The sequence below is a fragment of the Peribacillus sp. BM1 genome (genome assembly GCF_056679975.1).
This window is the reverse complement of the sequence record NZ_CM155259.1, coordinates 3,594,337-3,609,761: the sequence shown is the minus strand read 5'-3', so window position 1 is coordinate 3,609,761 and position 15,425 is coordinate 3,594,337. Positions and strand designations below refer to the sequence as shown.

Annotated in this window: 14 protein-coding genes and 1 riboswitch; of the genes, 13 read left to right on the top strand and 1 reads right to left on the bottom strand. The window is 38.4% G+C overall.

All coding sequences use genetic code 11. From position 1 onward, the window contains the following. Positions 1-61: 61 nt before the first annotated feature. The 12 genes from AC1MGI_RS17370 to AC1MGI_RS17315 all read left to right on the top strand — a co-directional run bounded on the left by AC1MGI_RS17370 (position 62) and on the right by AC1MGI_RS17315 (position 12,345). Positions 62-550 carry a DUF3907 family protein gene (locus AC1MGI_RS17370; RefSeq protein ID WP_480346560.1) on the top strand — a complete coding sequence of 163 codons (489 nt, stop codon included), beginning with the start codon at positions 62-64 and terminating at the stop codon, positions 548-550. A gap of 189 nt (positions 551-739) precedes the next feature. After that, positions 740-1,612, top strand: coding sequence for a superoxide dismutase (locus AC1MGI_RS17365; protein WP_480346558.1), 873 nt, complete (start codon positions 740-742; stop codon positions 1,610-1,612). Positions 1,613-1,802: 190 nt separating this feature from the next. After that, positions 1,803-2,957, top strand: a complete 1,155-nt coding sequence (locus AC1MGI_RS17360; protein ID WP_480346556.1) for a serine hydrolase — start codon at positions 1,803-1,805, stop codon at positions 2,955-2,957. After that, on the top strand, positions 2,950-3,543 hold the full coding sequence (locus AC1MGI_RS17355) for a nucleoside recognition domain-containing protein (RefSeq protein ID WP_403070500.1): 594 nt from the start codon (positions 2,950-2,952) through the stop codon (positions 3,541-3,543). Before AC1MGI_RS17360 ends, AC1MGI_RS17355 begins: the two co-directional genes overlap by 8 nt. Before the next feature lie 5 nt (positions 3,544-3,548). Beyond that, positions 3,549-4,085, top strand: a complete 537-nt coding sequence (locus AC1MGI_RS17350; protein ID WP_062178502.1) for a spore maturation protein — start codon at positions 3,549-3,551, stop codon at positions 4,083-4,085. A 494-nt stretch (positions 4,086-4,579) separates the two neighbouring features. Further along, positions 4,580-5,323, top strand: a complete 744-nt coding sequence (gene rluB, locus AC1MGI_RS17345; RefSeq protein ID WP_062178505.1) for a 23S rRNA pseudouridine(2605) synthase RluB — start codon at positions 4,580-4,582, stop codon at positions 5,321-5,323. Between the two features lie 105 nt (positions 5,324-5,428). Further along, positions 5,429-5,959: a thiol-disulfide oxidoreductase ResA gene (resA, locus tag AC1MGI_RS17340; RefSeq protein WP_480346553.1), complete on the top strand. Its 531-nt coding sequence runs from the start codon at positions 5,429-5,431 to the stop codon at positions 5,957-5,959. Positions 5,960-5,977: 18 nt separating this feature from the next. Further along, positions 5,978-7,621 (top strand): cytochrome c biogenesis protein ResB, encoded by a 1,644-nt coding sequence (gene resB / locus AC1MGI_RS17335; protein ID WP_480346551.1) that lies wholly within the window; start codon positions 5,978-5,980, stop codon positions 7,619-7,621. Positions 7,622-7,633: 12 nt separating this feature from the next. Next, complete coding sequence (ccsB, locus tag AC1MGI_RS17330) at positions 7,634-8,812, top strand: c-type cytochrome biogenesis protein CcsB (RefSeq protein WP_480346549.1); 1,179 nt, start codon at positions 7,634-7,636, stop codon at positions 8,810-8,812. Between the two features lie 411 nt (positions 8,813-9,223). Continuing rightward, complete coding sequence (locus AC1MGI_RS17325) at positions 9,224-9,943, top strand: response regulator (protein ID WP_062178515.1); 720 nt, start codon at positions 9,224-9,226, stop codon at positions 9,941-9,943. Next, positions 9,940-11,715: an ATP-binding protein gene (locus AC1MGI_RS17320; protein WP_480346547.1), complete on the top strand. Its 1,776-nt coding sequence runs from the start codon at positions 9,940-9,942 to the stop codon at positions 11,713-11,715. The genes AC1MGI_RS17325 and AC1MGI_RS17320 overlap by 4 nt, the downstream gene beginning before the upstream one ends. Positions 11,716-12,186: 471 nt before the next feature. After that, a complete protein-coding gene (locus AC1MGI_RS17315; RefSeq protein ID WP_157279413.1) occupies positions 12,187-12,345 on the top strand; it encodes a hypothetical protein in 159 nt (52 codons plus the stop codon). A 195-nt stretch (positions 12,346-12,540) separates the two neighbouring features. On the opposite strand, the gene serA is transcribed toward AC1MGI_RS17315, so the two are convergent. Continuing rightward, positions 12,541-14,115: a phosphoglycerate dehydrogenase gene (serA, locus tag AC1MGI_RS17310; RefSeq protein ID WP_480346545.1), complete on the bottom strand. Its 1,575-nt coding sequence runs from the start codon at positions 14,113-14,115 to the stop codon at positions 12,541-12,543. Positions 14,116-14,464: 349 nt separating this feature from the next. Next, a riboswitch (FMN riboswitch) is annotated at positions 14,465-14,595 on the top strand. Between the two features lie 170 nt (positions 14,596-14,765). Between serA and AC1MGI_RS17305 the strand changes: the two genes are divergently transcribed. Further along, positions 14,766-15,347, top strand: coding sequence for an ECF transporter S component (locus tag AC1MGI_RS17305; RefSeq protein ID WP_480346543.1), 582 nt, complete (start codon positions 14,766-14,768; stop codon positions 15,345-15,347). The last annotated feature ends 78 nt before the right edge of the window (positions 15,348-15,425 follow it).

The following is a 15,425-nucleotide window of genomic DNA, read 5'->3' as shown; positions in this document are numbered from 1 at the left end:
AATAGATCGTTGAAGACTAAAGTGGATTGGCGGATGAAATTTCCTTAAGGAGGTTTCGCTGTTGGATAATACAATGATTCAGTCTCAGCTAATAAATGTACAAAACTTTTTAGAGATAACGATAAGTGAGCTTGAGACATATCTTAATGAAACGACCATGCATGAGTTGAAACAAGAAAAACCAGGGGATGAAACGTATTACAAAGGGATTTTATCGACCATTCGCCGCTTGTTGGTGAACAGTGAACATTGTTTGGAGGAATGTCAGATTATCCTAAAGAACACCCCATTTCATAAAGCGGCAGCTGAGAAAACGTTATATCAAATTTTTCATGGATGTGTGGAAGAATTCTTTACCCCCAGATCAGATGTTTGGTATGAAGACAGTCGTTCTGCCTATACAGGTGCACATGCAATTAGATTCCAAAAGGAAGCTCCTGGTAGTGTAGACAGGTTGTTAAAAAATCTTGAAGGCAGCTTTCAAAGAATACGTGAAGAGCTGGAATTTTACGAAAGCGATTATCGAACTAAAATGATGAAGTCGAACTGATTATAAAAGAAAAGCCGATTTGTGTAGGATCCACTTGCAAGTCGGCTTTTTGTTTACTCGGAATATTCTTCACACAACTGTAATCGTTTCATAGGATAGTTCAGAATGGGCGATGTTGATCATGGTTGACTCAAATTTTAATCCGTCAAAAAAGGAAGATTCCCGTGATATTGGAGGAGAACTCAAACGATGAATAAGCAGTATTTGGAAGATGTTGAAGAATGGCTTCGGGGTGTTGCGGACTATCTTGACAAAAGACAGGATGGTACTGGTGATTTAAGTGATGAACTGGATCAACTTTTAGAATGGACATCTGGAATAAACGAAGAGGAACTGTCTGCAACTGATATCGAGCAACTTCAGCAACGTATCCATATTCTCCATCATAACGTAACCAAACTTTCACAAAAGGATCAGGAGCCAAACTTAAATAAATCAGTGCCGATAGGAAAACACACACTTCCACCGCTCCCATACGCCTACAATGCATTAGAACCGGTCATATCAGAAGAAATTATGAAACTTCATCATGATAAGCACCATCAAGCCTATGTAGATGGACTTAACAAAGCCGAACTTATGATGCAAAAAGCACGTGAAACCAATGATTTTTCCTTAATTAAACACTGGGAAAGAGAAGCTGCTTTTCATGGATCAGGACATTACTTACACACCTTGTTTTGGGAAATTATGAGTCCCAAAGGCGGCGGGAAACCCAAAGGGAGTTTGCTAAAGCAAATCGAGCATGACTTTGGCAGCTTTGAAGCCTTTAAAAAACATTTTAGTGAAGCGGCAAAAGCAGTTGAAGGGATTGGGTGGGCGCTATTAGTATGGGCACCTAGGGCGAAGAAGTTAGAAATTCTTCAGTCGGAACGACATATGATTTTGACGCAATGGGATACGATTCCCTTACTTGTTTTGGATGTTTGGGAACATGCCTACTATTTGCAGTATAAAACAAATCGAGTAGGCTATGTGGATAACTGGTGGAGAATTGTGAACTGGCCTGAGGTGCAATATAGATTTGACAAAGCAAGTCAACTTACATGGAAAACTCAATAATAAAACATTGAAAAGAACAATTGTAAAAACCAAGTTGGTTCATATTATGCTTGGTTTTTTTGCGATTTTAATGAATCTTGGTTAGTTCAGACCCCAGAGAACATAAGACGAGCACCTTGTGCTTTTCTTATCATATCCTTTGATTTTATGCATAAACTTGTACAAAACCATAAAGGGACGAGGGGACTGCATGCGTTTTCGATATCGAGTTTTGCCATGCATATGCATGGTGATGATCGTTTTTACATTCTTTCCAGCCAAAGCCAAAGCCAGCCTTCCTGTAAGTGCCCATAGTGCAATTCTAATGGATCAGGACAGCGGACGAGTTATGTATGAGGAGAATGCCCATGAAAAAAGCCGCATTGCTAGCATAACAAAAATCATGACAGCAATCTTAGCAATAGAATCCGGTAAATTAGAAAGTACGGTAACAATAAGCTCGAATGCTGTTGGGACGGAAGGATCTTCTCTTTATTTGAAAAAAGGCGAAAAAATCACGCTGGAAAACTTAGTCTATGGGTTAATGCTACGTTCCGGAAATGATGCAGCTGTAGCTATCTCAGAAGAGGTAGGCGGCAGTTTGGACGGGTTTGTCTGGATGATGAACCAAAAGGCAGAGGAAATCGGCATGACAGATAGTCATTTTTCAAATCCGCATGGACTCGATAGCACGGAGAACCATTACTCGACTGCTTATGATATGGCACTATTAACACGTTATGCCATGAAAAATGAGACATACAGGGTGATTTCAGGCACGAAAAAGCATCGAGCTTCGAATTCCGAAGAAGACTGGGACTATGTTTGGAAAAATAAAAATCGCTTGCTTACTGGGCTGTATGAATACACAACAGGAGGCAAGACAGGCTTTACAAAGCTTGCAAAGCGGACCTTAGTTTCAACAGCCACTAAAGATGATCTAAACTTGATCGCTGTCACATTAAATGGTCCAGATGACTGGAACGATCATATTTACATGTATGAACATGCCTTTTCAGATTTTAAACCAATTGAATTGTTACAAGCAGGACCTGTTAAGGATGTAGGGATTAAGCAATATAAAGGGAAAATCTATGTGAAGCACGCCTTTACCTATCCGCTTTTGGATGAAGAAGAAAAAAATGTGGAAGTAAAATTCAAACTAATTAAGCCAAAGAAAGAATGGAAAGACGAACGGAATACACCAGAGATTGTCGGAAAAGCAGAAATATTTTATGACGATGAGCGAGTTGGATCTCGGTCAATCTTTTATGGGGAACCTCAAGAAACGTTTAGTGAACAAAACTTGAGCAAGATTTGGACGGATTTCATACAATTTTTTGTAGGGATTGGTCACCATGATTAATTATATATGGGTAGGCATGACTTTGATTGGTGTCATATTTGCCATGGTAAATGGGACAATGGATGCTGTTAATGAAGCATTGTTTAAAGGGGCGAAGGAAGCTGTTACCCTTTGTTTAGGGTTGATGAGTATTCTCGTGTTTTGGCTTGGCTTGATGAAGATTGCACAGGATTCAGGCTTGCTGGACAAGTTATCTGCATTATTCCGTCCTTTTATTAGATTGTTATTTCCGGAAGTACCAGCAAATCATCCTGCGTTGGGCTATATCTTATCTAATATGATGGCTAATTTCTTTGGGTTGGGCAATGCCGCGACTCCGCTCGGAATAAAAGCGATGGAGCAATTGAAAATATTAAACGGCGGCAAGGACTCAGCGAGTAGATCCATGATTACCTTTCTGGCTATTAATACGTCAAGCATTACCCTCGTTCCGACAACAGTCATCGCGATTCGTATGACGTATGATTCAGCCTCACCAACTGATATTGTATTTCCTACCATCATTGCAACGGCGATTTCTGCTGTAGGGGCAATCCTTATTGATCGTTATTTTCATAGAAAACGAGTCCGGAATGGGAGGAGGTAGCTTGTATGCATTGGATGACCGTTATATCCATCTGGATGATTCCATTTTTAATTTGCGGCATCTTGTTGTATGGAACGTTTAAAAAAGTTCCCACCTATGAGACGTTTGTAGAAGGAGGAAAAGAAGGAATCCAGATGTCCTTTTCAATCATTCCTTTTTTAGTTGGTATGCTTGTTGCTATTTCTGTGTTTCGTGCTTCTGGGGCCCTTGAATTTTTTGTTCAATTTCTGAGACCTTTGCTTGAATTTCTCCATGTTCCAGCTGAAATCGTTCCACTTGCCATCATCCGCCCAATTTCAGGTACGGCTGCCCTTGGGATGACAAGCGATTTAATATCCGTTTATGGACCAGATTCTTTTATCGGCAGACTTGCAGCAACGATACAAGGAAGTACGGATACGACGTTGTATGTGTTAACGGTTTACTTTGGTGCTGTTGGGATTAAGAAAATGGGTGATGCGTTGAAAGTTGGATTGCTGGCAGATTTAGTCGGCCTTATTGCCGCAATCGTAGTAGTGACTCTTGTTTTTGGAGGTAAATAATGATTGGGTGGGGATGGATGATTCCGTCTCTTTTTTTTCTGAAAAACTAGTAAAACCATAATAAATAAAAGTGTTTTCGAAATCTTGGCAATTTGTCGGAATATCGTCACCTTTTTTTGGCTAAGCACCAGATGTCTGTGGTAAACTCATATTGAATATTTCTCCATATTACTGTGGAAAAAGGGCGAGGCTTCGCAAAATCAGCACAGCAAAGCCACCTTCATAAGTTGATACAATTTTTAGCACCTGAACCTTTTTCAACGTTGGATTTTAGAGCAGACGCTCATGGATGTTTTTAATGAAAAAACTGTCAAAAAATCGTCTTTGTTTGAAACATAACGCTGGTTGGTAACTGCTCATTTTTAAAGATAAATCATTTCTTTTCTTTAAAAAATTTCATTCACCTTCTTTTTTTCGGTACAATGTGTAATAATTGTATGATTACGTTACTACTACAAACATGTTAAAACAACATTTGATGAGGTGGAAGATAGATGGAGAGATTACAAAAAGTTATTGCACATGCTGGTATGAGCTCAAGAAGAAAAGCGGAAGAGTGGATTCAAGAAGGAAGAGTAAAAGTAAACGGTACAGTCGTGAAAGAATTAGGAATCAAAGTAGGACCGAATGATAAAGTAGAGGTAAATGGTGTCCCGCTTGAAAAAGAAAAACCTGTTTATTTCCTGTTTTATAAACCACGTGGTGTCATCTCTGCTGTGTCGGATGATAAGAACAGAAAGGTCGTAACAGATTACTTTTACGAAATTGAGGAGCGGATTTATCCTGTGGGACGCCTTGATTATGATACATCCGGCTTGCTGTTGATGACGAATGATGGAGACTTTGCTAACGTCTTAATGCATCCGAAGCATGAGGTAGATAAAGTATATGTTGCAAAGGTAAAAGGAATTCCACTGCGTGAAAGTCTGAAGAAGCTCGAAAAAGGCATCGTATTAGAAGATGGAAAAACAGCACCTGCGAAAGTGAAGTTTCTCTCCAGTGACAAGAAAAAACAGAATTCAATCATTGAAATAACGATCCATGAAGGAAGAAACCGTCAAGTAAGAAGGATGTTTGATGCAATCGGTCATCCGGTTCAGAAATTGAAAAGAGAGCGTTATGGATTTTTAACATTACAGGGCCTTACTACAGGGGATGCCCGTGAATTGACGCCTCATGAAGTGAAACAACTAAGAGCATTAGCAACCACTGATGGGAAAAGCAACAGACTAAAATAAAGAAAACTTAAAATAGGGGTATTACAGTCTTTTAAATTTGTCTAAATTTCAACGGATTTAACTTACAATATTGAAATGATGTAAGAAGCGTGTAGGGGGATGGATATGGATAAAAAACAGCGCCGGCTGATTATGAGAACATCAATTCTTGTTCTTTTAGGTGCAGCTTTAGTCTTTTCATTGTATGCGAATTTTACAAAAGACAAAGTAGCAGCCGTTCAAAAGGGTGACATGGCTCGGGATTTTGTGTTAACCGATATGGATGGGAATCGGCATAAGCTTTCTGATTATAAGGGGCAGGGAGTGTTCTTGAATTTTTGGGGTACATGGTGTAAGCCGTGTGAATATGAAATGCCGTTTATGGATAACCAATATCAGAAATATAAAGATCAAGGTGTGCAAATTCTTGCAGTTAACGTTGGAGAATCCGATTATTCTGTCAAAAAATTTGCTGAGAAGCATCAATTAACATTTCCTATTATGATTGATAACAACAATCAAGTGCAAACGGCTTATAAAGTAGATCCGCTGCCTGTTACCTTTTTAATAGATAGAGATGGAAGAATTGTGGACACATTAACTGGCAGTTTAAGTGAAGAGAGCATTCAAAAACATATGGAGAGAATTAAACCATAACATTGGGGAGTTTTTGACATGAAAGAAGTGGTGAAATGTGAGTGTGGCCATGTGAATCCGCATGGCACTATTTTGTGTGAATCTTGCGGTCGGGTACTAGACGAAACACAAAAAAACTCAAAGATGATTGATATGCGTTATGAGGGGAGCGCACGTCGATCACAAACCTATAATAAATCGATGATTGATAAGATTTGGAATTTCTTTTCTTCTGTAAAGGTAGGCGTCAGTTTGATCGTGATCTTACTCATCGCATCATCTGTGGGAACGATTTTTCCTCAAGAACAATACATACCTCCCACAGAATTACCTGAAGTTTTTTACGAAGCAGAGTACGGCTATTTAGGCAAGTTGTACTATTTATTAGGATTTCATAACTTATACAGTTCGTGGTGGTATTTAATTTGTATCGCGATGCTTGGGACTTCTCTTCTGATTGCAAGTATTGACCGCGTTGTTCCTCTTTATCGATCACTGAAAAAACAGAAAACCGCGAGGCATGAAGGTTTTTTAAAGAAGCAGCGAATCTTTGGGATAACGAATACAGACAAACAGGCCAGCGATTTTGAAGAAATCAAGAGAAGTTTAGAATCTAGAAGATATAAAGTCAAAGAAGAAAACGGCAACTTACTCGCGGAAAAAGGACGATTCTCTAGATGGGGTCCATATGTCAACCATGCTGGTCTCATCATCTTTTTGATTGGTGGAATGCTTCGATTTTTACCAGGAATGTATGTCGATGAGGTACTTTGGCTGCGTGAAGGCGAAACGAAAGAAATCCCCGGAACGGAGGGGCAATACGCCCTGAAAAACAATCAATTCAAAGTAGAAGTGTACGATAAAGAAAACGAGGAAGACCAAACATTCAATGCTGCCATTGATAAAGTGGGAACAATCGTAAAAAATTATCAAGCTGATGTAACACTTTATGAAAAAGAAGGCAATCCTCTTCCTGGGGAAGATGCAACATTAAAAAAGATCAAAGACCATGCGATCAAAGTTAATTTTCCATTAAAACACGATCATTATGCACTCTATCAAGTCGATTATAAACTTGATGAATTAAGTGAAATGTCATTTAATCTAATGAATAAAAGCACGAAAGAAATGTTTGGAACGATGACTATTTCGTTGGACGACCCCAAAACTATGTATGAGTTGAAGGATGGCTATTCAGTTGAGTTAATGAGCTATTTTCCTGATTTTGAATTTGATGAAAATCAGGAACCTGTTACTAAATCAAGAATTCCAAACAATCCAGCTTTCATATTTAACATGAAGACACCAGATAAACCAAAAGGTGAAGTCAGTTTTGTTGCTATTCAACAAACGCTTGAGCCACTAGGAGAAAATACATATAAGATGGCTTTTGCGGGAGTTGATACACGAAATGTTACAGCGCTTACTGTCAGAAAGGATCTAACTCTATGGATCTTCTTCGTTGGCGGTGGCATATTCATGATCGGTGTTATTCAAGGTGCTTATTGGAATCATCGACGTATTTGGATTCAAAGAAAAGACGGGGAAATTTGGCTGGCAGGACATACAAACAAAAACTGGCATGGATTAAAACGCGATATATCTATGATTCTTGAAGGCACGAATCTAAACGAGCCAGAAGATCAGTTGGAAGCCAAACATGTTGGAGAAAAAGAGAAATAAGGTGGGGTATACGTGGCAGAATTAAGCGCTAACTTGTTATATGCTTCTTTTGTCCTTTATTTAGTCGGTACATTTTTCTTTGGTGGCGCTATAAAGGAAAAAAAAGGAGCATTAGAAAAACAACAAAATAAATGGGCGATGATTGCCATTTGTTTAACGGTATTGGGGTTTGTGTCACAACTTGGCTATTTTATTACAAGATGGATAGCAAGTGGACATGCTCCGGTAAGTAATTTATTTGAATTTACAACCTTTTTTGGCATGATGCTTATTGCTGCATTTATTTTGATTTATTTTATCTACAGAACACCTGCGTTAGGACTATTCGCTTTACCGATCGCCCTTCTTATCATTGCTTATGCAAGTATGTTCCCTCGGGAAATAGCACCACTCATTCCGGCACTTCAGAGTGATTGGTTGCATATTCATGTAACGACGGCGGCGACTGGACAGGCAGTACTAGCTATTAGCTTTGTTGCTGCTATATTGTATCTTGTAAAATCTGTTGATCAAACGCAAAGGAGCAAGAAGACCGCTTGGCTTGAAGTAATCATGTTCACAATGGTAGCAACACTAGGTTTTATCATCATCACATCGACTTTTTCTGCAATGGATTATAAAGCAAACTTCACATGGACGAATAAATATGATAAAGAAGATGTGTTTGAATATCATTTGCCTGCGTTGATTGGCCCTCATGAAGGGGTATTAATGACAGAAGGGAAACTGGAACCATTCGTAAAAATGCCGGCGATTATCGACGCAAATAAAGCAAATACTGTTGTGTGGTCGCTTTTTTCTGGAATAATTTTATACGGTTTAATTCGCTTGATTTTTCGTAAAAGGGTGGCGGCCATTTTCAAGCCGTTGGTTAAGAACGTAAACTTAGATTTAGTCGATGAAATCAGCTATCGATCGATATTAATCGGCTTTCCCATTTTCACTCTTGGCGCTTTAATTTTTGCGATGATTTGGGCACAAATTGCCTGGACACGTTTCTGGGGATGGGATCCTAAAGAAGTATGGGCTTTAATTACCTGGCTGTTTTATGCAGCGTTTCTTCACTTACGCCTTTCAAAGGGCTGGCATGGAGAAAAATCAGCATGGCTTGCGGTAGTAGGTTTTGCCATCATTATGTTTAATCTAATCGTCGTGAACTTGATTTTAGCTGGACTTCATTCATATGCATAACTAAATCAAGAGGCGCTTCCATTCATCAGAAAGGATCGCCTCTTTTTTATATGATAGGCTAGGTTGGTGCGGAAAACCTGTTAACCCGCTAATATCCTACTTCAATTTTTTTACGGGAATCAAGAAAAAATAGGTAAGGGATAAGCAACCTAATCTAACTATGAAAGGTTTACTTTATTATAGGCTTTACTAAAAGACCTGCGAAACTTTGATTTGATACAAATAGGCCAATAATCTCTTTTTAATAGTATTAAAAAAAGATTGTTGTACTCGTAGTAGAATAGGACATGAAAGCCTGAATAAGTGAAAGATTTGTGACAAACACAATATTCATTCGTACAAAAGCAGAAAGAGAATAGAAATGCCCGCTTTCATTTTGTAGAATAGAGGTAAGAAAGGGTGCAAACATACATGGGAAATCCGATTAAAATTTTAGTTGTAGATGATGAAGATAGAATTCGTCGCTTATTACGAATGTATCTTGAAAGGGAAAACTATGAAATTGATGAGGCGGAAAATGGGGATATTGCGCTCACGAAGGCAATCGCAATTGATTATGATTTAATTCTTCTAGATATTATGATGCCTGGTAAAGATGGAATCGAAGTGTGCCGAGAATTAAGAGAAAAAAAAGCGACACCTATTATCATGCTTACGGCAAAAGGAGAAGAGGTTAATCGAGTGCAGGGCTTTGAAGTAGGGACAGACGACTATATTGTGAAGCCATTTAGCCCTAGAGAAGTTGTTCTACGGATAAAAGCATTGTTGCGCCGTACCGCTTCAAGTACGACATATGTACAACCTGATACTGCTACGAAGGATGTTATTGTTTTTCCTCATTTAACAATTGATCATGATGCACATCGTGTAACCGCTGATGGGGTAGAAGTATCATTGACTCCAAAAGAATATGAATTATTATATTTCTTGGCCAAGTCTCCCGACAAAGTGTTTGATCGTGAGCAATTACTAAAAGAAGTGTGGCATTATGAATTTTTTGGAGACCTTCGAACTGTAGATACCCATGTAAAACGACTGCGTGAAAAGTTGAATCGCATATCGGAAAATGCAGCTAAGATGATAACAACCGTATGGGGTGTTGGGTATAAGTTCGAAGTTATACAAGAATGAAGCTATGGAGAAGTGTAGTTGGCAAGTTATGGGCGACCATTTTATTATTGGTATCCCTCGTTTTAATCATTTTAACGATTTTACTCGTCGAGTTTTTTGGGAATTTTCAAATTGATGAAGTTGAAAATAATTTAATGAAGACTGCAAAACGTATTGTCGAGATAACCAATACCCATGCTGATACAGATGAAGTTTTACAGATTGCATCGGAAATGATCGGTATAGAAACCAAAATGCTCGTTTTGAATGATGAGAACATTATTTTTAGCTCAGAAGCAATGGAGAAATACGGTGTTAATCCAGAATTTCTAAAAAATGACCCTAATCTAATCAAGGTTTTCACAAAAAGGGAAATGGTGAAGAAAGAACTGCTGCTCCCACTGAAAGTTGGTAATCAAAAGATTTCAGCCATTGTTGTTGGGGTTCCGCTTGATTTAAATGGTCAACAAGATGAAGTCTTTCTCTTTCAATCGTTAGAAACAATGGAAGAAGCCATTACATCTACTACAAAGTTCATTTTGCTTGCAGCTGGAGTCGCAATTATCCTCACAACAATCTTTGCGTTCTTTTTATCAACGAGGATCAATGCTCCATTAACGAAAATGCGGGAAGTAGCATTTGAAGTGGCTAAGGGGAAATTTGATACAAAAGTACCAATTGTAACAGATGATGAGATTGGTGAATTGGCGATTGCTTTTAACCAAATGGGCAAACAGTTGAAGAATAACATGAGTGCCTTAAACCAAGAAAAAGAGCATCTAGCTAGCATTTTAAGAAGTATGGCAGATGGAGTCATTACGTTTAATAGAGATGGAACCATTTTGCAAACAAACCCGCCTGCAGAGCGTTTTTTGCATAGCTGGATTTTCGAAAAACTTGAGAATAATGGAATGGTTCCGTCTGTACTCATGAATTTATTTGATCGCTCGGAGCTACTTGACAAAGAACAAGTTGGTGAAATTTCTTTGCAAGGTCATGATTGGGTGTTGATCGTCAGTCCTTTATATGGAAGTGAGAGCATCCGAGGTGCAGTTGCGATTATCCGTGATATGACGGATGAAAGAAAAATGGATAAACTCCGTACTGACTTCATTGCGAATGTCTCCCACGAATTGCGAACACCGATTAGTATGCTTCAAGGGTATAGTGAAGCAATCATTGATGATATTGCTGAAAATGAAGAAGACAAAAAGGAAATGGCAAAGGTTATTTATGATGAATCGCTCAGAATGGGACGGCTCGTTAACGACTTGCTTGATTTAGCCAGATTAGAATCGGAAAATATGCAACTTTGTTGTGATTGGATCCAAATGGAAGATTACTTAGAAAGAATCGCCTATAAATTTACGGGACTTGCTAAGGAAAAAGAAATTATTTTGATAACTTCATTGAGAAATCTAAATCTTGAATGGACGTTCGATCCTGACCGGATTGAACAGGTATTGACGAATTTAATTGATAATGCGATTCGTCATACGCCGATTGGTGGAAGAGTTGAAATCATTCAACGACTAGATGAACGCCATGGATTGATGATAGAAGTGAAAGATTCAGGTTCTGGAATTCCAAAAGAGGATTTAGCCTTTGTGTTCGAACGCTTTTATAAAGCAGACAAAGCAAGAACTAGAGGGAGTTCAGGTACAGGTCTGGGGCTTTCTATCGCTAAAAATATTATCAATGCACATGATGGGAAAATATCGGTGAATAGCTTGATTGGAGTTGGAACCACTTTTACTTTTAGTTTGCCTCGAAAAATGAAAGAAAATGAATAAAACACGAAAAGCTTGCCGGAAAATCTTGTTTCATAAGAAACTTTCATGGCGTTAAAACACCTTTGCCTAGGATTAAGGTAGATTGATTGCAAACAGAGAAACTGACTTCAATTAGGTGGCGGATCGGAGCAACATAATAGTAGATGTTCATAAGAAATCTAGTTTACTATTCGATGTAATGGGTAACAGTTTTTAAGTTATACGGTCCACTGCTATACAAACGAGTAAGGCATTAGAGGAGGCGGTTCATGCTATCCTCTATTTGTCTATGAAAACAGCATGAATCCTCATCATAATTTTAACCCGCATTAACGGGCAGGAACCCTTTAATTTAAGGCTTAGAGGAATTGAAGAAGCGAAGGTGGGGGATTACAGCCTGTTATCCGGAATAAAAAATGAACGAAGTGGTCTACATATCAATCATTTCTCATACAAATAGAGAGTTGATGAAATTTATGTGAGGGGATAGATATGCTAGATTATGGAAAACGTTTATTGATTGTATTGATTTTTGGAATTTGTATCAGTTTGATGTTTATTGGTGGGAAAGGTAAGCATGAAGTAGACGAAGGATTCATTACAAGAAATCTTAACGAAAATGTGAAAGATAAATACGGATACTTCATGTGAATTTTGTGTTTCTGACGATAAGTAACGACACGATATGATTCATGAATTGGCAAAAGAGGAAATCTCAAAATGGTCAGACCTCATACTCTATACACTGTTTAATCTGTCATGTAAACGATATATAGTAAATGTGGGTTCTGACCATTTTGTTATGGGACAGCCTCTTTGTTCATTAGGCGATATTTAGTTACTTTATTATAACGTGATTCGATATAAGAATGTAATATCTTCAAGTTGTTTTAGTTTCTCTTGCATGTCATCACTTAATGGATTATCAAAAGAGAGAACCATGATGGCTTCCCCACCAGCTTGTTTACGACCGACTTGCATGGTCGCAATGTTCTCACCATGGTCACCGATTATTTTACCAACACGGCCAATGACCCCGGGGCGATCCATATGCTGTACATATAATAGATTTCCTTCGGGATGGAAATCTATTGTGAAATCATTCAAACGAACAATGCGTGAACCATAGTTTTCCACATATGTTCCACTAATGCCGAGTTGTTTGTTATCTCCCTTGGCTGTAACGGTAATTAAGTTACTATACCCAAACGTATCATGGGAAATCTTTTCGCCAATTGTCAGACCGCGTTCTTTAGCAATCAAAAGAGCATTGACTTCATTGACGGGCACATCTAATCTGGACTTGAAGAACCCAGATAGCAAGCTTTTTGTTAAAATACTTGTATCAAAATCCAAAGCTTCACCTGCATAATTCACCGAGATTTCATGAATTCCTTCAGGCATACTTTGACTGATAATCGATCCCATCTGTTTTACTAGTTCATAAAAAGGTTGAACCTTAGCAAACACTTCTTTGGATATCGCCGGAAGATTGATCGAATTCGTGACAGGTTTGCCAGTAAGGAAAGATAGGACTTCCTGGGCAACTTGAGTCGCTACATTTAATTGGGCTTCTTTGGTCGATGCCCCAAGATGAGGCGTTGCAATAACTGAATCAAGTTCGAGTAACTTATGTCCCAATGGTGGTTCTTCTGCAAAAACATCAATGGCAGCACCAGCAATATGTCCCATGACAATCAATTCGTACAAATCATCTTCATTAATAATACCGCCTCTAGCACAATTTAATAGATAAACACCTTTTTTGCATGTTAATAAATTTTCTTTATTTATTAGGCCTCTTGTTTCTGGTGTAAGAGGGGTATGCACTGTGATAATATCAGCCAAGGTTAATAGTTTTGCCAGCTCAAGCGGAGTAACCCCCATTTTCTTCGCCCGGTCCGTCGTTAAGAATGGATCATAGACGAGCACATCCATACCGAAAACTTTTGCACGTTTCGCGATTTCACTGCCGATTCTGCCCATTCCGACAATCCCTAGACTTTTCCCATACAGCTCTGTACCTGTAAAAGAAGATCGTTTCCATTCCCCATTCTTAAGTGAGGCATGAGCTTGAGGAATATGACGCATTAGAGAAGCCATCATAGCAAAAGTGTGCTCAGCTGTAGATATTGTATTCCCGTCTGGTGCATTGACAACGACGATTCCGCGTTTAGTAGCAGCAGGGACATCGATATTATCGATTCCGACTCCAGCACGAGCAATGATTTTAAGATTTGGCATAGACGAAATTAGTTCTTCAGTTACAGTCGTTGCGCTTCTAACGAGGATCGCATCTATTTCATGAAGTTCATTTTTTGCTTCTTCTACTGTTTTTTCAATTAGCTTTACCATAGGTGCTACTAATAATGGCCCTAGTCCCTCTGGTTTAATTGCGTCTGCCACTAAAATCTGATACAAAACAAAACACCCCCTCTAAAATAATTCACTTAAATTTCAGTTAATTTTACAGGATGGATATACAAGTGTCAATTTTAGAAAGTTTCACATGTTAAAAACGAGGAAGATTTCATCATTTAACACTCATTCGATCATAGTGCAAATTTAAATCCTTGCTTTTTTTTTCATTCGATGATAAATTAAAACCAATCAAGATGGTATGGATATTTGAAAATGTATGTGTAATAGATTAGTAGCAGTTCGTTCTCCATCTTAAGAGATAGGTAACAGAGGCTAATCTGGTCGCATATAATATTTCTTGTATTCTACTACTTGGAACACGTTTTCAGAAATGGAAAAAATCGAATAGGTCTATCTTCGGGGCGGGGCGTAATTCCCCACCGGCGGTGATGAAGGGACACCTTCAAAGCCCGCGAGCCTTCGGGTTGATTTGGTGAGAATCCAAAGCCGACAGTATAGTCTGGATGGGAGAAGATGGAGGTTTCTTTCGAAATGTTCAATTTTACTTGAATTGAACGTTTATTTGACGATACCTTTAAAGCTCCCTTTAGTTCTATGAATTAAAGGGTATTTGAATGGGCGCAAATAATTTTGATGGAACCAATCCTCTTTTTCGTGGGGTAGATCACAAAAAAGAAGGAGAGAGATCTATGAAGGTGTACAATGTAAAGAAACTGGTTATTTTGGCAATGTTGGGGAGTATTTCTTATGTGTTAATGGTATTAAATTTTCCATTCCCTGGTTTACCACCGTTTTTAAAGATTGATTTCAGTGATATTCCGGCCATAATAGCTGCGCTGATTTTCGGTCCTGTTGCAGGGATTATCGTTGAATTGCTGAAAAATGTATTGGATTTTGTCATGATTGGAAGTCCGACGGGTGTGCCTGTAGGGCATATTGCTAATTTTATAGCTGGAGTTCTATTTGTTTTGCCAACCTATTACATTTTTAAAGTATTAAATTCAAAACATGGAATGACAATTGCTTTAGTTGCGGGTACGATTATCATGTCTTTATTAATGAGTGTGCTAAATTATTATGTGATTCTTCCAGCGTATACGCTATTTATGAACTGGGATACCATGTCATCTCAGGAAACAAGACAATTTGTTACGACTGCAATCCTTCCATTCAACATTTTGAAGGGTGGATTGATTACAATCGTATTTACGCTGATTTATATTAGAATGAAAACTTGGATTGATAAACAAGCATTATCTCATAATGCTTGAAGCGAATAGATGATAAGAGGATGTCACAACAGGGTCTGACCTATTGCGGCAACCTCTTTTTTATTAACAAAATTGATT